The 25672-nt window shown below is 55.8% G+C and carries 20 protein-coding genes and 1 pseudogene; 14 read left to right on the plus strand and 7 right to left on the minus strand.

Going from position 1 to position 25672, the window contains the following annotated elements; translation table 11 throughout:
• The first annotated feature begins 1 nt into the window (after position 1).
• From AC1DJO_RS20630 to AC1DJO_RS20645, 4 genes are all read left to right on the plus strand, one after another.
• The gene (locus tag AC1DJO_RS20630) at positions 2-661 is read left to right on the plus strand and encodes a 4Fe-4S single cluster domain-containing protein (protein WP_477972749.1); all 660 of its coding nucleotides are present in this window, start codon (positions 2-4) and stop codon (positions 659-661) included.
• Positions 658-6909 carry an AAA domain-containing protein gene (locus tag AC1DJO_RS20635; protein ID WP_477972751.1) on the plus strand — a complete coding sequence of 2084 codons (6252 nt, stop codon included), beginning with the start codon at positions 658-660 and terminating at the stop codon, positions 6907-6909. The genes AC1DJO_RS20630 and AC1DJO_RS20635 overlap by 4 nt, the downstream gene beginning before the upstream one ends.
• On the plus strand, positions 6906-8267 hold the full coding sequence (locus tag AC1DJO_RS20640) for a hypothetical protein (RefSeq protein WP_477972753.1): 1362 nt from the start codon (positions 6906-6908) through the stop codon (positions 8265-8267). The genes AC1DJO_RS20635 and AC1DJO_RS20640 overlap by 4 nt, the downstream gene beginning before the upstream one ends.
• A gap of 140 nt (positions 8268-8407) precedes the next feature.
• Positions 8408-8809, plus strand: coding sequence for a helix-turn-helix domain-containing protein (locus AC1DJO_RS20645; protein ID WP_477972755.1), 402 nt, complete (start codon positions 8408-8410; stop codon positions 8807-8809).
• A gap of 15 nt (positions 8810-8824) precedes the next feature.
• Here the strand turns inward: AC1DJO_RS20645 and AC1DJO_RS20650 are convergent, their stop codons facing one another.
• Entirely contained in the window at positions 8825-9016 is a 192-nt protein-coding gene (locus tag AC1DJO_RS20650; RefSeq protein ID WP_477972757.1) for a hypothetical protein, read from the minus strand.
• Between the two features lie 580 nt (positions 9017-9596).
• On the opposite strand from AC1DJO_RS20650, the gene AC1DJO_RS20655 reads away from it, so the two are divergent.
• Positions 9597-10775 carry an O-succinylhomoserine sulfhydrylase gene (locus tag AC1DJO_RS20655; RefSeq protein ID WP_477972759.1) on the plus strand — a complete coding sequence of 393 codons (1179 nt, stop codon included), beginning with the start codon at positions 9597-9599 and terminating at the stop codon, positions 10773-10775.
• Positions 10776-11060: 285 nt separating this feature from the next.
• Complete coding sequence (locus AC1DJO_RS20660; RefSeq protein ID WP_477972761.1) at positions 11061-11825, plus strand: SDR family NAD(P)-dependent oxidoreductase; 765 nt, start codon at positions 11061-11063, stop codon at positions 11823-11825.
• Between the two features lie 16 nt (positions 11826-11841).
• Here AC1DJO_RS20660 and AC1DJO_RS20665 read toward each other — a convergent pair whose 3' ends face one another.
• Positions 11842-12390, minus strand: coding sequence for a TetR/AcrR family transcriptional regulator (locus tag AC1DJO_RS20665; protein WP_477972763.1), 549 nt, complete (start codon positions 12388-12390; stop codon positions 11842-11844).
• A gap of 127 nt (positions 12391-12517) precedes the next feature.
• Between AC1DJO_RS20665 and AC1DJO_RS20670 the strand changes: the two genes are divergently transcribed.
• The 3 genes from AC1DJO_RS20670 (at position 12518) to AC1DJO_RS20680 (ending at position 15558) form a co-directional block, all read left to right on the plus strand.
• A complete protein-coding gene (locus tag AC1DJO_RS20670; RefSeq protein WP_477972765.1) occupies positions 12518-13759 on the plus strand; it encodes an MFS transporter in 1242 nt (413 codons plus the stop codon).
• A 151-nt stretch (positions 13760-13910) separates the two neighbouring features.
• Positions 13911-14573, plus strand: a complete 663-nt coding sequence (locus AC1DJO_RS20675) for a cysteine hydrolase family protein (RefSeq protein WP_477972767.1) — start codon at positions 13911-13913, stop codon at positions 14571-14573.
• A 55-nt stretch (positions 14574-14628) separates the two neighbouring features.
• On the plus strand, positions 14629-15558 hold the full coding sequence (locus tag AC1DJO_RS20680) for a D-2-hydroxyacid dehydrogenase family protein (protein ID WP_477972769.1): 930 nt from the start codon (positions 14629-14631) through the stop codon (positions 15556-15558).
• Positions 15559-16114: 556 nt separating this feature from the next.
• On the opposite strand, the gene AC1DJO_RS20685 is transcribed toward AC1DJO_RS20680, so the two are convergent.
• Positions 16115-17251, minus strand: coding sequence for an HlyD family secretion protein (locus AC1DJO_RS20685; RefSeq protein ID WP_477972771.1), 1137 nt, complete (start codon positions 17249-17251; stop codon positions 16115-16117).
• Positions 17190-18836, minus strand: a complete 1647-nt coding sequence (locus AC1DJO_RS20690) for an MFS transporter (protein WP_477972773.1) — start codon at positions 18834-18836, stop codon at positions 17190-17192. The genes AC1DJO_RS20685 and AC1DJO_RS20690 overlap by 62 nt, the downstream gene beginning before the upstream one ends.
• 724 nt (positions 18837-19560) lie before the next feature.
• Between AC1DJO_RS20690 and AC1DJO_RS20695 the strand changes: the two genes are divergently transcribed.
• Positions 19561-19815, plus strand: a complete 255-nt coding sequence (locus AC1DJO_RS20695; protein ID WP_477972775.1) for a hypothetical protein — start codon at positions 19561-19563, stop codon at positions 19813-19815.
• Positions 19816-19878: 63 nt separating this feature from the next.
• Positions 19879-20238, plus strand: a complete 360-nt coding sequence (locus AC1DJO_RS20700; protein WP_477972777.1) for a hypothetical protein — start codon at positions 19879-19881, stop codon at positions 20236-20238.
• 103 nt (positions 20239-20341) lie between these two features.
• Here AC1DJO_RS20700 and AC1DJO_RS20705 read toward each other — a convergent pair whose 3' ends face one another.
• Complete coding sequence (locus tag AC1DJO_RS20705; RefSeq protein WP_477972779.1) at positions 20342-20998, minus strand: hypothetical protein; 657 nt, start codon at positions 20996-20998, stop codon at positions 20342-20344.
• Positions 20999-21506: 508 nt separating this feature from the next.
• Here AC1DJO_RS20705 and AC1DJO_RS20710 point away from each other — a divergent pair.
• Positions 21507-21716 (plus strand): cold-shock protein, encoded by a 210-nt coding sequence (locus tag AC1DJO_RS20710; RefSeq protein ID WP_477972827.1) that lies wholly within the window; start codon positions 21507-21509, stop codon positions 21714-21716.
• Between the two features lie 89 nt (positions 21717-21805).
• Here the strand turns inward: AC1DJO_RS20710 and AC1DJO_RS20715 are convergent, their stop codons facing one another.
• Together AC1DJO_RS20715 and AC1DJO_RS20720 are read right to left on the minus strand one after the other, a co-directional pair.
• Complete coding sequence (locus AC1DJO_RS20715) at positions 21806-22765, minus strand: S1C family serine protease (protein ID WP_477972781.1); 960 nt, start codon at positions 22763-22765, stop codon at positions 21806-21808.
• Positions 22766-23257: 492 nt separating this feature from the next.
• Positions 23258-23590 (minus strand): ArsR/SmtB family transcription factor, encoded by a 333-nt coding sequence (locus tag AC1DJO_RS20720; RefSeq protein WP_477972783.1) that lies wholly within the window; start codon positions 23588-23590, stop codon positions 23258-23260.
• A gap of 190 nt (positions 23591-23780) precedes the next feature.
• On the opposite strand from AC1DJO_RS20720, the pseudogene AC1DJO_RS20725 reads away from it, so the two are divergent.
• A pseudogene (locus AC1DJO_RS20725) lies at positions 23781-24663 on the plus strand (IS3 family transposase); the annotation flags it as partial.
• Between the two features lie 567 nt (positions 24664-25230).
• Positions 25231-25671 carry a response regulator gene (locus AC1DJO_RS20730; RefSeq protein WP_112388921.1) on the plus strand — a complete coding sequence of 147 codons (441 nt, stop codon included), beginning with the start codon at positions 25231-25233 and terminating at the stop codon, positions 25669-25671.
• The last annotated feature ends 1 nt before the right edge of the window (position 25672 follow it).

Consider the following 25672-nt stretch of genomic DNA (forward strand, 5'->3'; position numbering starts at 1 on the left):
TATGACAGCGATCTCGATATCTCGTCTTCACTATCCAATCACCACACTTGGGCCGGGGAAGCGGGTTGGGATCTGGTTTCAAGGCTGCTCGATACGCTGCCCCGCATGCATATCAGCCGACACTTGGGCGCCTGGGCGAGGGACCACATCGGTGGCAGAGGTCCTGGACGCCGCCAAAGGTTGGCTGAGTGACGCAAATGGTGTGACGATCTCAGGCGGCGAGCCGTTCGACCAGCCTGACGCGTTGGTGGAGCTGGTGACTGGGCTGAAAGCCGGGAGCGATGCGGACATCCTGGTTTACACAGGTCATCCACTCGAGCGCGTTCAGCCTATTCTTTCGCGCCTTCCTGACCTCATTGACGCGATCATTAGCGACCCGTACCTGATCGAGGCTCCGCAAACGAAAGCGCTTCGGGGCAGCGACAATCAGCGGCTGACTTTGCTGACAGCGCTAGGTCACAGTCGCTTCGCTAGCTTTGAGCGAGAATACGACGACAACGACCGGTGGTTCGATATTATGGTCGAGCCTTCCGGCGACGTGTGGCTGGCGGGGATCCCTGGTAAAGGCGACTTCGAAAAATTAAAATCGCTGCTGTCCTTGAAACATCACAAAATCACTACGACCCAAGATCGCTCTCATGGCGACGAGACAAGACGATGATCAGATTTTGCCCAAATTGCCAAACCGAGCGCCCCCTCAGCGAATTCTATTGCGAAGGTACTCTCGATGACGGATCGACCTGCAACTGGGATCTAAGCTCGGTCGCGGTGCGGGAGGCTGGCAACCCTTCTGTACCCTTGCCTTCGACTGCCGTGCAGGCCGATGACGCCAGTACCACAAGGTTTTGCCCAAACGGCCATGATGTGGATGACGGTGATCTTATCTGCATGGTTTGCGGCGCGGAAGTCGATGCCGAGATGCCGGGTGCTGCTACTCGCCCTGTCCCTGAGACGTCAGAGCCACCCTTGGTAGACGTTACCGTCATCGATGGATGGAGCCTCGAAAGCCAATTGCCGTCTACGAGTGCGGTAAGGCAGCGGTACTTAGCAATCAGAAGCGGTGATGGGACGCAAGCCGTCGCAACTATTTATGCCGACGGCTCTGAGCCGGACCCGGCGGTCTATGATGCGATCCGCAACATGCCAGAGGACCACTTGCCACGGATTTATGATGTCGGCCGTTGGAGCGAGCGGGCATATGAAATCAGTGAACAGATCACTGGCGGGACGGTTGCCGACGCACGGTTTGACGGCTCTAACCTGGAACTATTGAGAACAGTTGTCTTCGAGATTGGCAAGGCGCTTGGTTCCTTCGCRCAAGCTGGACTTCGCCACCGAGACATAACGCCGGCAAACATTCTAGTCAGGACCTTGCAGCCGTTGGACCTAGTCGTCACAGGGTTTGGCTCGGCCCGCTTGTCGGACTACGACCTTGATATCGTCGCCCCACTTGAGACGACCCGGTACATGGCTCCCGAAGCGATCGCGGGAGGCGTCGCCGCAGCATCGGATTGGTGGAGCCTTGGCATGATCGCGTTGGAGATCGCTACCGGTGGGGCCTGTTTCGAAGGCATAAACCAGCAGGCGTTTCTCATCCACGTTCTGACTAAAGGAGTCACAATACCGGAAGGTCTTGATCCAGCGATCGACCGCTTGCTGAAGGGCTTGCTGGCTCGCGACCATCGTGAGCGTTGGCAGTGGAATGAGGTCCGGGCATGGTGGGCCGGTGAACATGTCGATCTCCCCGCTGAAGCGCTTCTTGAGACGGACGCTGCCGGCAAAGCTTTTATATCGCTTTCAGGCCGACAGTTCACTCGCGCGTCAACATATGCCCTGGCTGCGGCAGAACCGGGCAACTGGGACGAAGCACGCAATCAGGCTGCGCGGGGAGTGATCGCAGCTTGGGCCGAGGATTCCGGATTTGATGACGCGGTGCAAGCGGCCCTGCGACGCCTTGCCCACACTGAAGCCTTGTCGGACGATCTGCGATTGTCGATGGCGCTGAAAATCCTCTACCCAGCAATGCCCCTTATTGTGAAAGGGAACATCGTTACGCCAGGCTGGTTGCTTGATCACCCAGCAGAAGGCACCGATCTAATTTTCGGTCCATCTGGAGACATCCTGTCCCGACTTGGCGCCGAGGAGTGGCTTCAAAGACTTAAGCAGCGCGGAATATCGGTCCGAGAGAAGGCTCGTCAATTCTCTATCACGCTCAACGAGGAAGATCTGCAGATCCAACTCCTATCTAGCTCGAAGGCTAGGCTTGCAGCGCTATGGGCGGAGAAGCGGCGTATTCTGCCTGACACCGACCATCCCGGTCTAAATTCACTTGTCGAGCGGCGCCAGACAACTGACGAAGACTTTATCCTTTTGCTGTCGGCGGACGTCGGTCAGTTCAGGACCGTTGACGAAATTATCGAGGAAGCATCTGCCACAGCAGAACGTGCCGGCGTCGTTTCCTTTGATGACCACCAGGCGCGGGAACTATTGAACCGTTCACGCCGAGACCTCCAAGCGCTGATCGACCAGCGCCTCCAAGGATTTGCCCGGTGTGGTATCGAACGTGTCGATGAATGGGCTGACCAATTTCGCTTGGATCGTCGCATCAGCCTCGATCGGTCTCTAGTCCTTCTATCGGTCCCCCCGGAACATTGGTTGGAGCCGCCGAAGCAAAATTATGTCTCGACGCTGCTCGAATATTTTTCGAAGAAGATTTCCGGAAGCATCTTGCGTGGTCCGCTCACCCGCATGGTAATCGGAAAAACCACTCCACGGGTAGACCTCACCGAGCTCGGAACTGAGCGAAAGCCAGCCGCGGCGCTGCTTGACTTGATCCTTGCTCGCACGGATCGGGGCGAAGACCTTGATCCTGCGGCCTTTATGGGGTCTGAGACGCTCGAGCGCCGCATAAGATCGCTATACGCACACGCGACGCTCTACAAGCGCGACACCGGCATCGACGGATTGTATTTGGGCTTTCCGTTCTTGGTCCACGGTGACGACCGACGAAAGCCTAAGATTGCGCCCATCCTCCTTTGGCCGGTTAAGGTCATGCCAGAAGTCGGCAATCGGGGCCACGCGACAATATCGTTTGACAGAGATCGCGATGAGGTCAGGTTGAACCCTGCCTTCGAAGGCATGATCGGTATCGATGCTACGCGGCGTTGGCAGGAGGCAGCAAACGATCTGCTAGGCCGCTCGACGCTGACTGCGGCAGATGTGGTCGACGGCTTCGGCGGCTTGGCCAAGAAGATTGAAAGCCGGTCGCTCTCAAAACTACCAGGCAAGGACACTGACGCCGAATTCAACCAGGATCTCATCAGCTGCTCGGCTGTGCTGTTCCACCTTGCGTACATGGGGCAGGCAATCGTTGAAGACCTAAGGCAGCTCAAGGGGAAGCAACTCAGTGGAACCGCCCTCGAAACCGCATTGAAGGTTTCGGACGAGCCCCCAGTTGCCGAACAGCGAGAACAGCCGACGGAACTCGATCGCTATTTCACCGTTGCCAGCGACCCGTCGCAAGAAGCTGCGGTCATCGAAGCCCGGCATGGCCCTGGCTTGCTGATCGAGGGTCCTCCAGGTACTGGCAAGAGCCAGACAATCGTCAACATGGTTGCCGACGCCATTGGGCGGAAGAAGAGCCTACTCCTTGTTTGCCAAAAGCAGGCTGCATTGGAGGTCGTCAAGAAGCGTCTTGAGGCGGAAGGCCTCGAAGACCGAATATTCATGGTGACAGACATCAATCGCGACCGTGAGCCAATCATCCAGGCTGTGCGAGAGCAATTGGAGTCACTTCATACATACAGATCAAGCACCCATTGGATGCGCGACCGCCAGACGCTCGCAACACGGATCGAAACCGTCGAAAACGATTTGAATGGCCATCATTCCGCGCTTCACACGATCGACGAACACAGTGGCTTAAGCTATCGCGGGATGCTCGGCGACCTTATCGAGCTGGAGACGCCGAATGCACCGCTCGATCTGCCTTCAGCACGAAGGATCCTTGGACCTCGATCGCCCCATGAGATTTCTGATCTTGCCGAAGCTTGTGGCCCGCAAGCGAGGTACTGGCTACCAGCGAGGTTTGAGGGAAATGCCCTCGCCGCCCTGAAGCAATTTAATGCCGACGCGGCCAACGTTGCAGCATTCGATGATGACTGGAATGCGTTCGTTGCAAGCGAGACCGAGCGGCATCTGGTCTTTGATCGCACGACTGCGGCCCTCGCCATTGACGATCCCAATCCTTATCGCGCCTGGTTCAACGAGCATGACGGTCATTTCACCGATCTAGGGCAGGAAGACAGAAACGAACTGGCGAGATGGTACAAATTATGCTTTGGGGACCCGACAACCAGCCCAGCAGCTAAAGGCGAACGTGAGTTACGCCGTATTGTTTCGGGGATAGCTGAGATCCGGGGGGCTGCTCCGACGGAAGCATTTCGCGTACACGCAATTGGCCTTTCTGACGCTGAGCTTCTTCAATGGATTGAAGCGATCGCGCACCTGACAGGGACGCAATCATTCCTGGCAAAGATCAATCCGTTCCAATGGTTGCGTTCTCGTAGGGCCAGAGACTTCCTCCTCTCCCATAACCTGCCTGTTGATTTCCCAGCATTCGAGACCGCGCTCAACTGGGAGCATCAACTACGACCACTTCGGCGCGGTCTGACCGCAGCATTGGATCCTTTTGGCGAAGCTCATGTGATCTCCGACGACCTTGCGGCGGTGGACCTCGCTGCGATAGCACAATATCGCGCGGACGCCGTGAGCAATGTTCAGGCGCTTGTTCGACGTCTTTCGCAATTTCCGATGCAAGCTTACGTCTTCCAGGCGATCGCTACTGCTAGAAGCGATAAGTACGACGAGTTCCGGTCGACCGTTTTCCAGGGCTTCGAGCGTCACGAGGCAAAACAGTTCAGCCGCGCTGCGCTTGCGAACCTTTCGCAATGGTGTGACGCCAAGTGGGCCGAGGAACGTCTCCGGACCATCGAAGCAGACGGTCAAAACGGGGGCGCCATAGCCGCTATCCTCGCAATGCGTCCCACCTTAGAAGCTTTCCAGCGCTTCCGCACCAGGTTGGGAGGCCTGCCTCCACACGCGTTAGAATTCTTTAGCCTGCTGCGCCAACGGCAAGACGTTCTCGACACAATGTCCCCCGCCGACTTGGACGGCGAAGTGCGGCGCGTTATCAAGCGAGAAGCGTTGTTGGCGTGGAAGACACGGCTTGAGGGTACAGATCCTCGCCTGCTCTACGAAGCTGCCGAGCTTGAGGCTAAGGTTCGTTCCGTCGGAGAAGCTGAGCAAGGGATGCGTCGTGCTAACCGTCAATTGCTGACGTCAGGTATTGATCCCACGCGGCTTGCATCGGCGCGGGAGTGGGAAGCGATCACGAGGCTGCGCGGACAGAGAGCGCAGAGGCTTCGCGAATTTCTTGAAAAGGGCCCGGATCTCGGCCTCATGGAACTCCGGCCGGTATGGTTGATGAACCCGGATGTGGCAAGCCGCGTATTGCCGCTGCGAAAGAACCTGTTCGATACGGTCATATACGACGAAGCATCGCAGATGCCCGTCGAATACGCATTGCCGACCCTCTTCCGCGGCGAGATCGTGATTATCAGCGGCGATGAAAAACAAATGCCGCCTACAGCGTTTTTCGCCAGCCGAGTTGAGAATGATGAAGCCGATATCTTCGACGGCGATGAGTTAGACGAAGATGCAACGGAGGTGGAGCGCGAAACCTACAATGAGAACTGGAACCGTAGGGAGATCAAGGACTGCCCAGACCTCCTACAACTTGGCAAGTCCGTTCTACCCACGACAACGCTGCAAATCCATTATCGATCCGCGTATCGTGAGCTGATCGGCTTTTCCAACAGCTCATTCTATGGCAACCGCCTCAGCGTGCCGGTTCGTCACCCCGATGAAGAGATACTTCGCAAAAAGCCCATCGAGGTCGTTCGGGCGGACGGCATCTACACCGATCAAACGAATGACATTGAGGCTCGGAAGGTCGTTGATGTTCTGGCGGAGATCTGGGCAAAACCAGGACCTGTGCCAACGGTTGGCGTCGTCACCTTCAACCGAAAGCAAGCCGACCTTATCGAAGAAATCATCGAAGCACGTGCTGAGACGGATGAGTGGTTTCGGACGACAGTGGCTCGAGAGCGCGATCGTGTTGAGCGAGGAGAAGACGTTGGCTTCTTCGTTAAGAACGTCGAAAATGTCCAGGGCGACGAGCGCGATTACATAGTATTTTCATCTACGTTCGGAAAGAATGCTCAAGGGAGCTTCCGAAGAAACTTCGGCGTTCTTGGTCAACGCGGAGGCGAGCGCCGCCTCAATGTCGCTGTTACTCGCGCAAGGCAGAAGGTGATCATGGTCACATCGATGCCCATCGGCGATGTATCAGACATGCTCAGCGCGAGGCGAAAGCCAGCCATTCCCAGAGATTATCTGCAAGGTTATCTGGAATACGCCAGGTCTATGTCGGACGGCGATTTCCAGAACGGACGGACGCTTTTGGACCGGATGCAGACCGAACGCGGCAGCTCCCGGAACAGGGAAGCTGGCGATCTCGATGGCTTCGCAGCATCGGTTGCTGACTACCTGAAGCAGCTTGGCGTTTCAGTCGACCAAGTCAGCGATGGAAGTGCGTTCAGTTTGGACTTCGCTATCCAAGATCCGAAGACTGGACTCTATGGATTGGCTATTGAGTGTGATGCGCCCCGCCATCCAATCCTGGAAAGCGCTAGGGCTCGTGAAATCTGGCGGCCGTCCGTTCTTGGTCGCTCCATTCCGGTTATACACCGGATCTCCTCGCAAGGTTGGTACCACAATCGAAGCGAGGAGAAAGAGCGTCTGCGCCAGGTCGTTCAATCCACGATTTTTCGGGAGGCAGCTGAATGAGTGGGCCTAAGGTCGTACGCGTTGTCACCCGCGAGGAGCTAAAGGTGATAGCGCAAGGTCAAATAGCCTCCCTCGCCGCTGCGCTCGAAAACTGGAAGCGGGTTGGCAATCGCAATGACGTGATCGAGGCCGAGGACATTCGCCTGGCTGAGCGACGCGTCGCCACAATGCATGAGCTGCTGGCTCGCGATGAATTTGGCGAGATCCGGCGGCAAGTGCCCCTGGAAGTTGGCTTCCTCAAGATGGACATGGCAAAACGCATTGAACGCGCGGCAGAGAAGGCCGCCGAAGGTCGGCGGCAGGATCGTCGACGTCTGAGAGCTGTTGAAGCGTTAACGGCGACCCTGCAGCAGCGGGGTATTCCATTGCTTGCTGGTATGGCCGATGCAAAGAATCTGTCTCAGGACGCTCTACAAGCTGTGGCGAACTCTGCACTCGCGCTCTTGGCACCGCAAAGTGCTACGACGGGGCCGACTGCAAACCAACTTGACCTTGCAAAGAAACTGAGCGATGGCTCGGACGACACTACTCTCGCGCAGTGGATGGAGTTGAACGATATCTCCGCCGATCACGACCCCGCTCTGCTGAACGTTGAGCGCAGGTTAGAAGAATTACGAGCTATAGACCCATCCCGGGCCAACGGCCTCCAGGAAAGGTTCAATCTTGCAGTTTCCGATTACTCGGCTCGTCGATCGCTAATCCTCGATAGTTTGGCCGCCGATATCGCTGACGCTCGATGGGCAGCGGTCGCCGACGCCAACGCTTGGGAGGAACTTAATTCGCTAGAAGCACAGTTGCATGCTTCAACAGCCGGCGATACTTTTTTGGCGCTGTTGTCTGAGATTACCGCGCTGCGAGAGGCAAACGCGAGCGCCGCAGCCCTGAGCGAAGTTACAGCCACAGCGCGGGCCGCGCTGGAGCAGTTCGTGAAGGACCGCACCGAGGCGGACAGACGACGTGTCGTTCTCGACGGCTTAGCGGAGCTGGGCTATCAGGTGAACCCAGGAATGGAGACCGCCTGGGTTGAGAACGGTAGAATTGTGCTTAGGAGCAGCAAGTCTTCGAGCTACGGCATAGAACTAGGGGGCAACCCAGGAACTAACATGCAACTCCGAACCGTTGGTTTTGTTGACGCAGCTAGTCCTACTGACAGGAATGCTGACGTCGCAGCAGAGACAGAATTCTGCGGCGACTTTGCAGCTTTGCAGAAGAGGGTTGCTTCTCAGGGGAGTGAGCTATCTGTCATTAAAGCGCTTGGCGTAGGCGCAGTTGCGGTAAAGCGAGTGCAGACGGACCATCAAGAAAACGAAGAGGAGTCGCGATCTGCGGCACCATCAAGCGCCAAAACGCTAAGATAGTCTCATCCTTCGCGTCCCGATTGAAGCCAGCCAAAACCTGGTGAGGACATGTTCATTCGGATTTAAAGTGCTCCACTCATAGTCGACAATCTATAGCATTATGCCTATTCAAAAGTTGTGTTTTCTAAAAAGGTCAGAACATGTCGCGCACGCCCATTGTGAAATCCAACATCGACGTCGAAGTCGGGGCCAGAATCCGCTCAAGACGAAAGCTGTTGGGCCTATCTCAAAGTGCGCTTGGACAACAGCTGGGGATCACTTTTCAGCAGGTCCAAAAATACGAAAAGGGAAGCAATCGTGTGGGATCGAGCCGCTTGCAGAACATCGCGTTGATCCTTGGCACGACGCCTGCCGCACTTTTTGGGGAAGAGGGGAGCCCGCTTTCTGATCTACCCGAAAAGCACGTGATCGAACGTCACCTTGGATCAACAGACGGCGCTGCTCTGAACAAGGCTTTCATCAAAATCTCAGATCCCAGCACCCGCAAAGCGATCATACAGTTGGTGAGAGTGCTAGCGGCGGATACTGAATCCGCTGAGTGAGAGATTTGACGCATCTTATTGAAACCGTGCAATAAGTTTCCGGAGCGTCTGATTTTCATCCTTCAACTTCTTTTGGAGCAGCATCAGCAATCGCTTGTTCTCCTCGACAAGGATCGCGAGGTCGTCGGCCGAAAGCTCGCCGTCGGTGGCCATCCGCGACACACCAGAGCTCGTCTTGCCGGCCTCGTGTTGAACCGCTGAGCGCATGGCTCCAGGTAGCCGCTGACGACGCCCCGTAGCCGGTCTATCTTCAGCTGCATGGAACACTCGCGCCAGGTTCGCCGTGGAAATGTCTTCAACCCGTTCGACTGTTTCGTCGACTTGCTGTACTTTGACTTCTTCGACTTGAACCCGACAGCGACAGCCTGGTTAGTATTCATCCAACGTGGCGAGCCGTAGATCGCGGCATATGTATAAAGCCCGATCCAAAAGCTTTCGAGAAATGCTTGGTCCTGACCAAAGGCAAAGAGGGTATCGTCGCCTCGCAGAATGGGCGGCCGGTGTTCGTGTTGAAGCGCTGAGAGCCGTATATTTTGGGCTGTTCCGTCAGAGTGTGGGCTTACAGCCCTCCGCGGACCTGGGATGGAGGTTGCCTCATGCACCGCCACCATTGGCATTGCTATCGAGGAAGCGGAACCTATCGCGACGGGCGCAATTGATCGATCGGAACATAGCTGACCTAGTGAAGGCCTAATTGACGCAGCAAAAAATATAGGTGTATATGCAACTATTATTGGATGACGCTGTCTCTGTCTCCAATTGGATTCAACGAAGCGAAGGAAATGACATGAGCAGCGGACGTCGCATAGCAACGAACCTTGTCCACGGCGGCACAACACGCTCGCAGTTTGGCGAGGCATCGGAAGCCATCTTCCTGACGCAGGGCTTCGTTTATAAGAGTTCAGAATCGGCGGAAGCACGCTTCAACGGCGATGCGGAAGGCTTTGTCTACGCACGTTATGCCAGCCCCACCAACGACATGCTCGAAAAAAGAATGGCACTTATGGAGGGCGCGGAAGATGCACGAGCAACCGCGTCCGGTATGGCAGCAATAAGTGCGGCCTTGCTCTGTCAGCTCAGGTCAGGCGATCATATCGTCGCGGCGAGAGCACTATTCGGTTCCTGCCGCTGGATCATTGAGAGCTTGGCGCCGCGCTACGGGATCTCCTACACTTTCGTCGATGGGCGCGATATCGAGAACTGGGAAAAGGCCGTCCGCTCGAACACCAAAGTGTTCTTTCTCGAGTCCCCTACCAATCCGATGCTTGAGGTCGTCGATATAGCGGCAGTAGCGAGGCTGGCTAAAGCCATCGGTGCAAAACTCATCGTTGACAACGTGTTCGCCACGCCCCTGCTCCAGAAGCCCTTGGAGCTCGGCGCTGACATCGTTGTCTACTCGGCGACAAAACACATAGACGGACAGGGTCGTGTAATGGGCGGTGTTGTTCTTTCATCCAGCGAATGGATAAAAGAACACCTTCACGATTACTTCCGGCATACCGGACCAGCGATGTCGCCGTTCAATGCCTGGACCTTATTGAAGGGCCTTGAGACCCTGCCTCTTCGCGTACGACAGCAATCGTCCAACGCGGCCAAGATTGCAGACTTTCTTGCGGACCACCCGCGAGTAAAGCGGGTGATTTATCCTGGGAGGGCAGACCATCCGCAAGCCGAAATTGTGGCTAAGCAGATGAGCGGTGGCTCAACGATGGTCTGCCTCGAACTCGCCGGAGGCAAGGAGGCTGCGTTCAAGTTTCAGAACGAGCTGAAGACGATCCTGATTTCAAACAACCTTGGGGACTCTCGTAGCCTCATCACTCATCCCGCTACGACAACCCACAAAAGTATATCGGAAGAGGCGCGTGTCGAGCTTGGCATTTCGGCAGGAGTTCTACGGTTTTCCGCGGGTATCGAGGACGAGCAAGATCTGATTGACGACCTCGAAAGGGCACTTTCGAGACTTTGATTACGAGCTGCAGCCAGTCTTCCTACAGTTGATCCCTTTTCACGGTAGCAGGTTTGCTGTGCTCCTCAAACCGCGACCACCAAGTTCGCGGGACCAACTAACCTTTCGTATAATTGCACCTTCGCACCGAGACGAAGATGCTTCGCTTACAACCAACCGCATGGGGCGCTTGGCTCGTTGTTGCGACTACGTTTCAAACCGGCGAAGGCAACTCCAAGCAGCGCGGCGTATCGGATTCACGATCACTGGCCACAAATCTTACAACCACAAACCAAAAGGTGTTGCATGGGTATGCTTGACGGGAAAGTCGTTTTGGTTACAGGAGGAACATCTGGGATCGGGAGGGCGAGCGCCCTGCTCTTTGCCAAGGAGGGCGCTAAGGTCGCTATCACCGGCCGGCGAGCTAGTGAAGGTGGCGAGGTCGTCAAAGGCATCTTGGATGGTGGCGGCGACGCCATATTTATTCAGGCAGATCTGACCGACATTGCCGGGATACCGGGGATTGTCGCGAAGACAGTCGAGAAGTGGGGAAGGTTGGACTGCGCGTTCAACAACGCTGGGATCAGCGGGCGCGGCCTCATCGAAGCACAAAGCGAAGCGTCGTGGGACAACGTCGTCGACACGAATCTGAAGGCTGCATTCTTCCTTCTTCGAGCGGAAGCAGAACAGATGAAGGCGCAAGGAACAGGCGGAGCAATCGTCTTCAATGGATCGGTGCTCGGGGTGATCGGACAATCGGGGTTCTCAGTCTATAGCGCTGGCAAAGCGGGCGTCATTTCACTCGCCCGCGCAGCCGGCGTCGAACTCGGTCCTTACGGTATCCGTGTAAACTCTGTAAATCCGTCGATCACCAAGACGCCTATGACCGCAGCCGGATTTAAAGTCGACGACGCGGGTAACGAGTCGCATCCGCTGTCAGCAGGCATCCCTCTAGGCCGGTTTGCTCAGCCGGAAGAAATTGCTGAAGTCGCCTTGTTTCTTCTCTCCGACAGATCATCTTTCGTGAATGCCCAGGCGATTGTTGTCGACGGCGGACAGAGTGCGACTTAAGGGACAATCGCGGTAGCTAGGTTTTGTCCGTAAGGTCTCTAATAACCGCGGAAACCAGCGCCTTAGACAAGTCGTCGTCATTAATCGATCGGGCGAGGATCCGTGCACCTACGAGTGTCGCCATGGAAGTCAGGTGCTGCAAGCCCGGCTTCTCGCCCTCTACCAAACCGGCCAATCGTTTGAAGCCATTGGTAAACGCGTCCCTCTGAGGATCATCATGTGGAAGTCTGGCAACGTCTTCGCTAATGGTCACCATCGGGCAGTCCTGCGCAGGTGCCTTTGGCTCCAAGTAATAGCGAGCCAGCGCCTCCAGTTTAAGATGATCACCCTCCTTCAGTGAAGACCACGCATTTTCTGCATTCTCGAACGCCACGCCGCAGGCCTCGGCTGCCAACTGCTCTTTCGTACCGAACATCTTGTAGAAACTGCCGCGGGTTAGCCCGACCTCAGCCATTAGGTCGTCGATGCCCGCGTTGCCCAAACCGCGCTCCTTAAACAGTCGGGACGCCGCGCTGACGACGTCTTTCCTGTTTTGATCTGCCTGCTTTTTCGAAACTCGGCCCATGCCAACCTCTTGAATATATGTTGCCCAACATCTATCTGTCGCTTAGATGTTACCTAACATATAATGCGTCGCTCCCGAAAATCCAAATCGAACGGAGATGTCGCCCGATCACAGGCAGGAATAAGAGATGAGAAGTCACAGATTTTCACTGAGCAGAGCGGCCAACTTCTGGGTGTCGGCCGCCGTGGTCGGTCACACGCTCTGGACCAGCGCCGCGCCCTCCATGTCATATCCCTTGTACGCTCATAACTGGGATCTGACCCCTTCGACCACCACATTGGTGTTTGCGATTTATCCGATAGTTGTGGTTGCGGTCCTAGTGCTGTTTGGAAACCTCTCGGACTACATCGGTCGCAGAAGCGCTATGCTCGCCGGTCTAGGCTTCTCAATTTTGGGCGTCTTGCTTTTCGCGCTTGCGCCCAATGTGATGTGGCTATTCGCTGGCAGGGCTTTCATGGGCGTTGGCGTAGGGCTCTCAGCGGGGCCTTCGGCCGCAGCAGTGCTTGAGTTCAGCAAGCCGGGCGAAAGTCAGAAAGCTGGAGCGGTAACAACAGCGGCTCAAGCTGGCGGCCTTATTTTGGCAGGATTGGTTGGCGGAGCTCTCATTCAATATGCCCCCTTCCCGACAAGACTCAATTTCATTGTCCTGCTAATCGCGTTGATCGCCTTGTTCGCAGCCACCTGGCTACTTCCCCGTCACACTTCGGCCGAGAGCAATGGGAAGTGGAGGCCTAGAGCGATCGCAATCCCAAGCTCAATCAGGCTCATATTCATTACCGCCACCATGGCCGTGACAGCCTCCTACGTTCTCGGGTCGATAACTCTGTCTCTCGGAGCGCAGATCGCTCGCGATGTAGTCGGGTCAACCAATGTGCTGGTGAACGGCGCGACATTTGCGATCTTCGCGATTGCCGTCGGTGTCGTAGCGCTGAAGGCCAAAACAATGGAAGCATCGATATCGATTGCGCTGGGGGGCATCCTCTCGATCGCCGCTGTTGGGCTCTTAACGGCCTCGGGTATCGATCATTCACTCCTCCTCTTCTTCGCTTCCGCGGTCCTTTCGGGAGTGGCCTACAGCTTCATCTTCGCGGGGGGCTTGAACCTGATCAATGCAAAAGCGCCGGTTCATCACCGTGGAGGTACGCTGTCCGCGCTGTTTCTGGTTGCATACCTGACACAAGGCATCGCTGTTATCGTTCTTGGCCAAGTAGCCACCGCATATGGGCTTCTGACTGCCATTGAAGTTGCCTCGGCTATTGTCACCGCGCTTGCCTTTGCGTCTGTTGTCCTCGTCTTAAATCGAGGAAGGGCAGCCAGATTTCTTCAGGCTGGCGTCTCCGGAGAGGGATCTGGCGACAAGACCGCATAACATACGTAGGTCACTCCTGTGGCGGTCATCTTTCCATATCATCGTATAGTTTACGCCCATCCAACAGCCGCGTAGTCCTTCTGCAACAACTCACAAATTGGCGTCTCTCGTCTGAGCGCCGGTTGGTGCTCGGGTGAGCACGGAGAAGATCTTGCGCAACGCAAACGGACACGAACTCATGAGCTCTTCAAGCAACTCGACGAACCTGTCTGCTCTCGTATTGATAGATGTCCTCAACGATTTTCTCTCAGAGGACGGCAAGGTGTTCCCAGAGATCCAATCTGAATTGGAGAGGGTGAACCTGATACCTAACCTGATCAGGCTTGTAGCGGGAGCAAGGGAAGCGGGTCTTCAAATCGTCTATGCGCCGCACGGCCTTCATGATCATAGCTTTGATGAGTTTCCTCATGTGCATCCGCGGCTCGCTGCAGCAGTAAAGAACAAGGTGTTTTGGATCGGCGAACGCGGAGACGATTTTTTTGAGCCGCTGCAGCCACAGGATGGAGACATTGTTGCAGGGCACCACCGTGTCTTCGACGCCTTCATCGGAACTGACCTCGATGAAAAGCTCAAGGAGAAGGGTATCGAAAGACTGGTTCTAGCGGGCCTGACCACGCACACATGTGTCGAGGGTACGGGACGACATGCGATCGAAGCCGGCTATCACGTCACTTTTCTGACGGACGCAGTAGCTGAGTTCAACCGCGAGACTCATGAAGCAGCTCTAAAATTCTCATTCCCTACTTTCGGCTTTGAGGCGCTCACGGTCGACGAGTTCGTGACAAGGATTAAAAGCAACGATCGCGGCGAATGACACCATCCAGAAAAGCGGCCCGGTTCATTGCCGGGAAAATATGGAGACTATCGAAATGAAAATTGCAGTCCTCGATGACTATCAGAATGTAGCGCTGAGCATGGCCGACTGGTCAGCCGTAAAAGAACAAGCCGATATCACGGTCTTCAACGAAGCAATCGGCCACCCCGACAAGCTCGTAGCCAGCCTGGCGGATTATGACGTCGTGTGCGTAATGCGAGAACGCAGCCCGATGTCATCGTATGTGCTCGAGCGACTCCCGAAGTTGAAGCTAATCGTCTCAACTGGACCACGGAACGCATCGATCGATACCGCAGCGGCTGCAAAGCACGGTATCGAAGTGCTGCACACAGGATATCTCCCGACACCAGCAGTGGAACTTGCGTGGGCTCTCATCCTGGGTGCGGCGCGAAACCTTACCGAAGAGGTCAACTCGTTGCGATCTGGAGGATGGCAGGTCAGCGTGGGGGGCGGACTCTACGGAAAGACCCTGGGCATCCTGGGCTTCGGCAACCTTGGCTCTGCGGTGGCGAAGGTAGGGCAAGCCTTTGGGATGAATGTGATTACGTGGAGCAAGAGTTTGACCAGTGAAACCGCTGCCGAAGTCGGCGTTGAAGCGGTTTCGAAGGAACAGCTTTTCGCACAATCAGATTACTTGAGCGTTCACCTTGTCCTCAACGACAGCACGGCAGGTATGGTCGGGATCAATGAACTGAATCTGATGAAGCGCACTGCGTGGCTCATCAACACATCACGCGGCCCGATTGTGGACGAGACAGCCCTGATAAAGGTGCTCGAAGGTCGCGGGATCGGTGGTGCGGCACTGGACGTGTTCGATGTCGAACCCCTGCCTGCAGATCATCCTTACAGATCCTTGCCAAATGTGCTCGCCACGCCGCATGTAGGTTACATTTCCCGCGATCAGTATGAAGTCTTCTATGGCGACACCGTCAAGAACATCCTCGCTTGGCTATCGGCGCGGTAACGTTATTAATGAGGCGCTCAAGGTCCGCGTGCGACGCTGCGCGGACCTAATGTCTGGCGTTCAGCCGCGAAGATACTTGGAAGAGTAACGGTTTTAGTCACAAGCTCAAGCTCTCGTGAGCAATTGTGCATTAGGTCTGGGATGCAACGATGAATTTGAGGTAGTTTGCGACGTCCTCAATGTCACGAAAATAATGCCTTGCTGTGACCTGATTATCGCGGCTCCAACCTTCGACGCCATAGCTCACAAAAAACCTTCCGTTATACTCGTCGCATTTGACGGACCCGTGCGCGAAAGGCTCGCCATCCGAACGACGACAGACGACCAACGTGGTCTGCGGCCCGAAAACGACCTTCAACACAAAGCGTTGATCAAAGCCGTCAACATCCTTCAGACAAGCGATTACACAGTCAAAAACTCCGCTCTCCACTGGCTTGACAGCGACCGAAGCCGAGCTGATCTTGCGACGATATGACGCCATCCTAGATGACCATGTCATCGATGGTTGGCATGCCCTCGCGGCGTTCACGGCACAGGCAACACATTTGACGTGACATCAGCGGCACTTACCGTTGCCGCCAGAAGTGTCCACGTACAACACGACGGACATCCCTGGCCCCAATCGTGCGAACTGCTCCTCGCCTTCGTCAATGGCAATTCGCACCGGTATCCTCTGTGGGACTTTCGTGAAGTTGCCGGTTGCGTTGTCCGGTTTAAGGGCACTGAACTGTGCGCCGGTCGCGGGAGCGATGTTTTCGACCTTTGCGCATACTGGCGTACTTGCCAAAGCATCTACGGTAAACCAAGCACGTTGCCCAGGCCGCATGTCTCGGGTCTGCGCTTCTTTGAAATTCGCAATCACCCAGCGCTCTGCAGGCACGATGTACGCCAGAGTAGCTCCGGGCACGACGTATTGGCCGCGCCGGACGCCGATCTCGCTCAACTTTCCAGTTGCGGGCGCGGTTATCGTAGCGTAGCCGAGATCTATCTGCGCTGCGCTAAGTTGGGCATTCGCAGCCTCGACATCGGCCTCAAGGACCTGCTGATTCACGCGGACCGCTTCAACAGCTTGAAGTGAACTTTGCAAGGCAGCCTGCGCTTGCGCCACTTCGGCTGCAGCCTCTTTGAGAGCCGCAACCGCGGCGTCGTCTTCACTTTGCGACACACTGCCGGTTCTGACAAGACGTTGTGATCGCACTTCATCCGCAGCCGCTTTCACCTGCGACGCCTGCGCTCGCGCGATCATCGCGTTCTGAAGATCCACGTCTGCAAGTGTTTGAGCGAGCTTCTGTTTATTGTTGGCAAGGGCTGCTTTCTTAGCGTCAAGGTTCGCCTCTGACTGAGCGACAGCCTGCTTCAGGCGCCGCGAGTCTATCGTGAAGAGCAGATCACCTTCTTTGACGCTGGAAAAGTCATTCACGGCAACTTTCTCGACATAGCCGTTTACCTGCGGAGCCAAAAGAGTAGTGTGCCCTTGGATGTAGGCGTCTTCCGTTCGCTGTACTGGCCCGTTGAAGGGGGGTAGATTCCACGCATACAGCACCAAAAGCACGCCGGCGACAGCGACCAATAGGTAAATTAGGAATGCTAACCAGCCTGGAGATCTTATTGTCCATTGATGGACTTCGTCATTAGCTACGGACACTTGGACCTCCAACATCAAGTTTGGTTCGTCGAGCCAATCGGCTTTCATACAAGCCCCTGGCGACGAGATAGATTGCGGTTATGAATGCGATGACGGCGACAATGAAGGACACGTTGTTGTAAGCGAGCACATTCGCCTCCCGCGTCATCGCCTTTTGAAGGCTGGCGACGCCTGCTGCTCCCCCGCCGCCCTGGTTTATGCGGGCCTGGACCGCAGCATCGAAGGCGGGTGTACGTTCAATCAATGCGACCGAATTCGCCTTTTCCTGCAATATCTGGATAGTGCCTAGAATACTTGATCCAGAAAGGCCTCCCAGGTTCTGCGCGATTGAGAGGATTACAAGAAAGGACGCCAGGTATCGCCCTCCCGATTTCACGACCTTCCCAAGACCAACACCGATTGTCGGGCCTACCGCAAGCGTCGTCGCAAACGATATGATTGCTTCCGTGACGAGTAGTTCGGGCGCACGGGTTAGATTGGAAGAAAACGACTCGTAAAGTGCCGCCGCGCCGGCAAGGGCCATAGCAACCGCTCCGAGAAAGAGGATATTGGTCGGCTTCACGATCCAGGCGACTGTGAGACACCCAAGGACGGAGGCCGCAACCAAAACCACAGAGAACATGCGCACGTTGGTGCTCAAGACGCCAACGTTCCCCAGCAGGCCGAACGCAACGGTCTGCTGTTGCGCCAACACGACGCGAATACAAACCACGACCAACAAGAACCTAAACAAGCCCTCGGCTCCCAGCCACCTTACCTCTAGCAAAGGGCGATTTCGGGAGGACTCCAGGAGAAAGCCGAAAGCGATCAAAGGTATCGCTCCGGCGAGGCACCATCCAAGCCAGTCCCGATCGGTCCACCACTCGAAGCGACCAAGGCCAATGACAATGGTCAACAATCCGAACCCGACCGCGAGCAGTGGATAGGACAACATGTCCAGATACTCGAACCCGCGATCTTTCTCGCTAGGAGGTAGCCTCACAAGGCCAACGAGCACGAGACAAATAAGAGCCAGGCCGAGCTCGAAATAGTAGATCGAAACCCACTGATCGTGGATGAAGTCGTCTCCAGGAAAAAGGCGAGCGAGCGGGGTCCCGACCTGCGAGATAGCTAGCGCAAACGCGCTTGCGTTCAGCACTTTTGCTGGCGGGAAAGCTGACATAAAATAATATAGCGTCAACGTCAAAAGCGGGGCAGAAGCGACACCTGCCAGCGCATGAACCCAAACCGCTCCCACAAAGTCACGAGCGACCAAATGGATCGCCATGACGACACAGAATGCGCTTATGCCAAGCATCGTAAATAGGCGAAGTCCAAACTGCTGACGAAACTTCACTGCGACAAGGTTCATCGTTATGAACGTCATAACGTAGACGGTCGGTATCCACGCAGCCTCTGAGGCGTCGGCTCCGAGAGCCCCCTGTAGATATACCGTGTTCGTTAAGACCAGGGCGTTGCCGAAACCAGCAGCTAGCCCAAGCACGCACCCAACGAGGAAATAAGCGACACGGCGCGATAATGGATGGAGTGGACGCGCCGGACTACCCGGAAAGACAGGCCTGAACTTTTGCTCGAAGCGAACATCGTCATCGGTAAGGAACCCGGAGGCCATTGCGGCTCCCTCATTGTGCATTCTTCGCTATATTCCGAACATTAGCTCGCAACAGCGGAAAAACTATCAGCGGCAATAGTGCCTAGATATGTCATAAATGACTGGTTTTTCGGACACGCCCGTCCATCGGCCTGCTATCGGAGATGTCCAAGCGCGAGGAATGTCTCTCCACTGCAAGTCATGGCGACGCTTTTACTGCGGTTGCACCATCTGGTGCGTGAGGTAATTGTGTCGACATTACAGATACTTAAGTTCGCCCCTTGAACGAAGCTTCTCTCATAAGACACGCTCGCCCTTGACACTGTTAGCAGACCCCACTCAGGCGTTTCACGCGATCAGCGGCTCGAAGGCATCCAACACCATACATTGGTATAGGTGCCAACCACGTATGAGGTTCAGAGGCTCCATGACGCCAAGGTGATGCCTCAAGGGCGCTGCAAAGGCAGCCTCGTGTTCCGACCAATTGCGGCCGGGAAGCCGGACGCAGTAGTTCGGCGTTTTACGCAATGTGGAAGTGCGTCTCAACAGCGCCATTCCAGACAAATCCCCGATAGCCGAAGATATCGAGCTCTAAGCGGCAGTCACGGGCCGCTTGCTGTCCTGCAGGTCAGGAGAAAGGTCGCCTTCGAGGCGTTTTGCCCATTTCTAACGAAGCTCCGACGCTTCAACTGAGTAACTGCATTCGCCTAACCCGATCACAAAACTATTATATTTATGTGGAAGTCTTCTGCGCTGGCAGGCATCCATGCGCGAAAAGAAGCTCCGTGAGATGGAGGCGATTGCCGCGACAATCCGGGAACTCGCGGTGCCCGGTATGATGCCAAGGGCGCTAATAGACGCCGTCAAGGAACGTCACCCGAAAGCTTCCAAGAAGGAGATTGCTCGCGCGGCCTTCCTGACTGTGATCTTGTCGGCGGAGTTCGATCCCGAGGACACACAAGCGCTCCACGACCTTGCGATGGAGACCCGCGACAGTGCCAGTGGCGATGAAGAACCCTAACTCACTGTTCGCTGTTGACATCCAAGACTTGCATCGACATGACCGGTGTTGAGATTCAATGGCATGCAGATGAATACGTACCGTTCGCGACGAACCGCCCATTCCCCAGCCAAGGCAACATCCCCGACAGACGTCTTCGGAGCAATCACCGAGGTGCTGCACGGCATTGATGGCTTCGCCGAGCATTACCTCGTGAAGACGTTCTCGGGTCCGGAACCAGCTCTGGTCGTCTGTTGCCGCTTGGACGGCGGCCCCATCGATCATGGCTGGGTCAAGCGCGATCCGGCAACTGGGCACTTGTTCCGCGACTATCCAGTGGGAGGCTGGACGACGGAACCTAAAGGCTCTGCGAGGCACCTCTTTCGCGACGTTTCCGATGCCGGCAGCTACCTGAAGTTTGTGGTGACGAACCACAATCGATAACCGTTCCTTGCAGTCTGGGTCTCGTTCTTCGGTCGATTGCCGCTAGCCTCAGCGCAACCGACTACAGTCACAACATAGCTGGTTGTCGATGCTGTCTCGCTGATCAGTCGGGCTGCCTAACTGTTCGAGCAGCGAAGATTGACGTCACGTTGGACCCGCCTGATACCTGAGCGCGTAAGGCTGCCTGCCGCCCCAGATCAGCAGAAAGACGATCACGTTGCTCCCGCAGCAAACTCTCTCGAGGCTGATAGAAGTCTGGCCTATCCACCGAAGCTATCGCGAACTCGCGCTCAATGCGATCTGCCAGTTCGAAGGCCTGGAGTCCAAGCCGAACGTACTCTGCACTTCGCTTCTCGAAGAATGAGTTGTCTAATTTGGGGGCAGAATCCAGATGCTCCAAAGCTCGACTGACGTTCCGGCTGGCACCGGGCATCCTTACAAGAGCCTCTTCGACATCCGCGCCAAGGACCGACCAATCGACATCGTCCGGAAGTGCGAAGATGGGCTCATCCGTATGCATAAAGTAGTGCCCCGGGTCATCCTCGTCGTATTCCGGAATATCGAAGGCCGCGGCGTGGCATGCTGTCGCAAAGTCATCGAGGATAAGGAGGGCTCTGAGCGCGGTGCGCCCCACGGCAGATCGCTGCTGTCCCCGTGTCCCGCTCCAGGCAATTAGGCTAAGTAAAGTGGCGGCCGCTAATGATGCGCCGGTGATGAAGCCGACGATAAGACCCAAAGTGGGCATAGCGAAGTTTTCCAAAGGAAATCCTGTTCGTTCAGAGTGCGATTAGACGCGCGAACTCGCTTACGTCTAAACGGTAACACGATTCGCCTGCAGTACATTTGACGCTTAGATGGCTACGCGGATGCCATCCAGCAAGCCTCCCCAGACTGCATAGCTGATGGTCGTCCCAGATGGTCTCAACAGAAGCTGCCAACGAGGAGGAACGAGGTACGTCGGATTTCAGGTTGACCGCTGTCCCAGCAACTGCATATCCACCCGGCGCTGCGCTCAAAAGTTACGAGGCGGCGCAAGGGAAGGTCCGATCCCGCGAGGGTCGGGCCTTCGCCGCGCCCGGCAGACATTCCAGGCCGCCACCGACGAGAGATCCAAGTCTGTTCGGACCAAGTAGTCACAGCGGCGGGACGCTACGCCTGCAGAGGCATAGAGCTCAGGTGCGCTCAAATTTGCGTCTTGCTGGTTGCATTCTAAGAACGCCGAATTACAAGTGGGCAAGCTGGGGTGTTTTTTAGCAAGGGAAATGACATTGCCGAACGGAACCGTAAAATTCTTCAATAGCGACAAAGGCTTTGGTTTCATCAGCCCCGACGGCGGCGGTACTGACACCTTTGTCCATATCTCGGCGGTCGAGCGATCAGGCTTGAGCACTCTTCGCGAGGGGCAGAAAGTCAGCTACGAGATTGTCCAGGACCGCCGTTCCGGTAAGGCTGCGGCGGAGAACATCAGGGCGCTCTAACGCCACCAGGCCGCGGTCGACGATCGCGGCCTATACCTGTCAGATTTCTTGCGTCGATGTGCGAATTGGGAAAGTTGAACGGTAGCATACTAATGAACGCGACTGATCGGGGTCAATGTTCGCCGTTCGAGCTTCCGTGCCACAGAGTAAATCAGAACCTCGACCTCCACGCCGATTCTACTAGCGTCGAGCAAACGAACGATATCGTCGATACCGGTAACGGGACTTCCGTCGATCGAAAGCAGGTAGTCTCCCTCTTGCAAGTTCGCGTGGTCTGCAGGGCTCGATCGTTCCACTCGCCGCAGCCGCACAGCAGTGCTCTGTGTTAGTCCGGCTTCTAGGGCAATTCTGCGGTGCAACTCCACCGTATCCGCGGCTATGCCAATGGCTGCACGTCGCACGTGACCAAACTGCAAGAGTTCCGATACCACGTACTGAGCTGTGTTGGATGCTACTGCGAACGCGATGCTCTGCGCACCCTGAATGACAGCCGTATTGACGCCGATTACCTCTCCTGCTGAAGAAACGAGCGGCCCGCCCGAGTTCCCCGGATTCAGCGCTGCGTCTGTCTGAATAACGTCCTCAATGAGGCGGCCGCTTGCGGCACGCATCGAGCGACCAAGGGCCGATACTATTCCCGCCGTCACCGTCCACTCGAAGCCAAGCGGGTTCCCTATAGCGATCGCAATGTGGCCCCTCTTCAAACTTTTGGAGTCCCCGAGCTTCGCCCAGGCACCTGACCAATGGTTGGCTCGGATCAAGGCGAGGTCAGTATCAGGATCTCGCCCTAGCACCCTCCCCTCCACCTCAACACCGTCCGGTGTCGTAATTCGAACGCGTTTGGCATCATCGACGACGTGATTGTTCGTGACGACGATACCGTCGGGCGAAATGGCAAAGCCCGACCCATGACCTGTCCGTTCTCCGACTCGTTCGATGCGGTTGACCGCCGGCCCAACCGCATCAACCGCAGTTGCGACGGAGTTCGAGTACGCATCCAGAAGCAATGCTTCACTTCCGGGTTGGATCTCCCGATCTATGAATCCCATGTTTAAAATCTCCTTGGCCGCAGACACATCCTCAGGGGCGGCGACGAGCACCGTGGCGAGGGCCGACAGCTCAGAGCTGAGTTGCTCAGATCTAGATGCGGTTGCGGGCGGCTTCTTTCAAGCCTACCTTTCCAAGGTGGCTAAGGCACGACTGGCCTACCCGTCAGCTTTCAATTGAAACGTCGTTGCGAGTTAAGCCGTTAGTCGACGTTTCAGTGCAGGTCCGCTTTGGAAGTTTGAAGCTGGTGCTCTGCAGGTTGCTCTAGTATCGGTCCTTACCCTCAGCAGGTAACGTTAATATTAGAGTTCCATTGAATAAGGCTCCTTGAGGTGATTTGTAGTGGACAGCGGCCCTGCCGCGCTTGAGGAGGGCTCGCTGTTTCGATTTGCTTGGCGGGCCCTTTTTGCCCAAGCAAGCGGTATATGACAGCCTACAGGAGCGACAGCCGCACACGCGCAAGGTTCCACCCGTGCCTGCGGCCACTGTACCGCTTAAGGATGGTCGCGCGTCTTGAGCGATGTGACGGTACCAGCCTCGCGACCCGCAAAGAGGTTGGACAGCATCTCTAGGATAACATACGCGCTATCCGCCTTGATCGAGTAGAAGATGTTCTGGGCGTCCCGTCGCGCCTTCACCAATCCTGCGAGTTTCAATCGGGCAAGATGTTGCGATATTGCAGCCTTGCTCAGCCCAAGAAGGTCGGCAAGGCCTCCTGCTGGCAACTCGCCGGTCTCAAGTGCTTGGAGGATCCTAAGTCGGTGCGGACTGGCGACGGCGAGCAAGAATTCTGCCTTAGCAATTGCATCACCCTGACAATCGATCATCTCTAGGCCACCTGAGGTAATGTAATGGCCCCATAAATATCCGGACACGATCTCCCACTTAACAAGTGTGCGAGGTAATGTGCCCATTATGACCAGTCACAGTCCTAAGATAGAAGTCCTGTCCGGCCCTGAGCGCCGCCGTCGCTGGTCGACGGCAGAGAAGCTTGCCGGCGCTTGAGATCGCCACCGGCCCAAAAAAACACCTGTTGCGCTCGATGTCATTGCCGAAGGGAAGTTCCCGATGACGGCTGTGTGCGAGACTTTTGGTGTTGCCCGGTCAAACATGGSGGAGCRAGTGAGACAGCGTCCTTCCAAAAGCCCGTGGTCGGCCGCCSTTCGCGGATGATGATCTCGTCGACGAAATCAAAGCGATCATCTCCGAGATGCCAACCTATGGATACCGCCGGGTTCATGCGCTCTTACGCCGTAAAGCCCGTAACGAAAGCCGCTCATGGCCGAACGTCAAACGCGTTTATCGGGTGATGAAGGTGCATGGCCTGCTTCTCGAACGCCATACTGGAGCCATTGATAGCCGTCGCCACGATGGTCGTGTCGCTGTCGCTCAATCGAATTTGCGTTGGTGCTCGGACGGTTTCGAAATCGGCTGCGATAACAAAGAAAAGGTCCGCGTTGCCTTTGCGCTCGACTGCTGTGATCGCGAGGCAATTGCCCATGTCGCCACTACGGAAGGCATCAAAAGCGACGATGTTCAGGACCTTGTCATCACGGCCGTCGAAAACCGCTTCGGCCGCATCAATATCCTTCCTAAGCCCATCGAATGGCTGACTGACAATGGATCGTGCTTTATTGCGTCAGACACGAGATCGCTGCTGCTGGACATCGGGATGGAGCCTCGTACGACCCCGGTCCGCAGCCCTCAGTCCAACGGAATGGCCGAAGCCTTCGTAAAGACGTTCAAGCGCRATTATGTCTCGGTCAATTCCATTCCGGACGCTAAAACTGTCATCGCCCAACTGCCATTGTGGTTCGAGCACTACAACACGCTTCACCCGCATAAAGCTTTGGGATATCGCTCACCGCGCGAGTTCTTAGACCGTCAAACAGAAATCTGATCCTGTCCGGTTTTTATGGGGCAACTCCACGGGAAGGGTGCTAACTGGAACGAATGGCTGTGGTGTGCCTCAACGAACAGACGACGATTTCAGATGTTATATACTGGATGATATGGGTGCCCATGTCAGGCCAAATCGCTGAGGGAGGCGACCGCTCTTAGACCACATCTAGTAGCGTTAGAGAGATCAACTAACTTTCTAACAAATCGGAAGAAACCTGGGAACGAGTTAATGCTTCTGCATTGAAAATCTGCGTGGAAAAATCTGCGTGGACGTCAATCATTAGGCCAAACTGACAAATCTCTGGCCCAGTGGACAAATGTAAGGCGCCTATTTATTATCCCGCCCTGTGGATAACCACGCAGGCGGCATCCTGAGCCGCCTATCATTTCAAAGGCTTAGCTAATTTTAACATTTTATCAATGTTAACAACGGGTTAAACTCAAAAAAATACGTCCCGGCCCGGAACATATCCTGTTCAGCACCGTTATCTGCTCAAGTTCCAGAGGCTCACAACCTTCCGGAATGAAGTTCTTTCGCGTGCTTGGGTTAACGGAAGAGGGCGTCATGGCCATCAATGTTGTGCGTAAATGGCTGCGGGATAACGTTATGAACCAGAGAGTATTGATTGTAGAAGACGAGTTTCTGATCGCCCTCGACCTCGAGGCGACAGTCGAAAACTTGGGAATGGAAGTCGCGGGACTTGCGACCAACAAGGAGCAGGCGTTGCAGCTTGCGCACTTGGCGGACGTGGCTTTCGTCGACATCAACCTGTCCGATGGCGCGACAGGTCCGGAAATCGGCCGCCGCCTTGCCGAAGAGCATGGCATCACGGTCGTTTTCATGACCGGCAACCCGGAGGCCGTCGCAAACGGCGTCAAGGGTGCGCTAGGTGTCGTCAGCAAGCCCGTCATGCCTGCGGTGGTCGAACAGTCGCTGAAATATGCCGTCGCGCGCCGCGCAGGCATGTTGGCGTCGGTGCCGCCGCAGATGATGGTGTTTGCCTGAA

It is taken from the genome of Rhizobium sp. 05N430 (genome assembly GCF_056396985.1).

Bases quoted from the DNA above. Each gene is read 5' to 3' on its own strand.
- AC1DJO_RS20720 (WP_477972783.1), bottom strand. From the start codon at position 23,590: ATGATCGATTGTCAGGGTGATGCAATTGCTAAGGCAGAATTCTTGCTC.
- AC1DJO_RS20670 (WP_477972765.1), top strand. From the start codon at position 12,518: ATGAGAAGTCACAGATTTTCACTGAGCAGAGCGGCCAACTTCTGGGTG.
- AC1DJO_RS20630 (WP_477972749.1), top strand. From the start codon at position 2: ATGACAGCGATCTCGATATCTCGTCTTCACTATCCAATCACCACACTT.
- AC1DJO_RS20665 (WP_477972763.1), bottom strand. From the start codon at position 12,390: ATGGGCCGAGTTTCGAAAAAGCAGGCAGATCAAAACAGGAAAGACGTC.
- AC1DJO_RS20680 (WP_477972769.1), top strand. From the start codon at position 14,629: ATGAAAATTGCAGTCCTCGATGACTATCAGAATGTAGCGCTGAGCATG.
- AC1DJO_RS20700 (WP_477972777.1), top strand. From the start codon at position 19,879: ATGCAGATGAATACGTACCGTTCGCGACGAACCGCCCATTCCCCAGCC.
- AC1DJO_RS20715 (WP_477972781.1), bottom strand. From the start codon at position 22,765: ATGGGATTCATAGATCGGGAGATCCAACCCGGAAGTGAAGCATTGCTT.
- AC1DJO_RS20640 (WP_477972753.1), top strand. From the start codon at position 6,906: ATGAGTGGGCCTAAGGTCGTACGCGTTGTCACCCGCGAGGAGCTAAAG.
- AC1DJO_RS20730 (WP_112388921.1), top strand. From the start codon at position 25,231: ATGGCCATCAATGTTGTGCGTAAATGGCTGCGGGATAACGTTATGAAC.
- AC1DJO_RS20690 (WP_477972773.1), bottom strand. From the start codon at position 18,836: ATGCACAATGAGGGAGCCGCAATGGCCTCCGGGTTCCTTACCGATGAC.
- AC1DJO_RS20650 (WP_477972757.1), bottom strand. From the start codon at position 9,016: ATGCGCTCAGCGGTTCAACACGAGGCCGGCAAGACGAGCTCTGGTGTG.
- AC1DJO_RS20685 (WP_477972771.1), bottom strand. From the start codon at position 17,251: ATGAAAGCCGATTGGCTCGACGAACCAAACTTGATGTTGGAGGTCCAA.
- AC1DJO_RS20695 (WP_477972775.1), top strand. From the start codon at position 19,561: ATGCGCGAAAAGAAGCTCCGTGAGATGGAGGCGATTGCCGCGACAATC.
- AC1DJO_RS20645 (WP_477972755.1), top strand. From the start codon at position 8,408: ATGTCGCGCACGCCCATTGTGAAATCCAACATCGACGTCGAAGTCGGG.
- AC1DJO_RS20660 (WP_477972761.1), top strand. From the start codon at position 11,061: ATGGGTATGCTTGACGGGAAAGTCGTTTTGGTTACAGGAGGAACATCT.
- AC1DJO_RS20655 (WP_477972759.1), top strand. From the start codon at position 9,597: ATGAGCAGCGGACGTCGCATAGCAACGAACCTTGTCCACGGCGGCACA.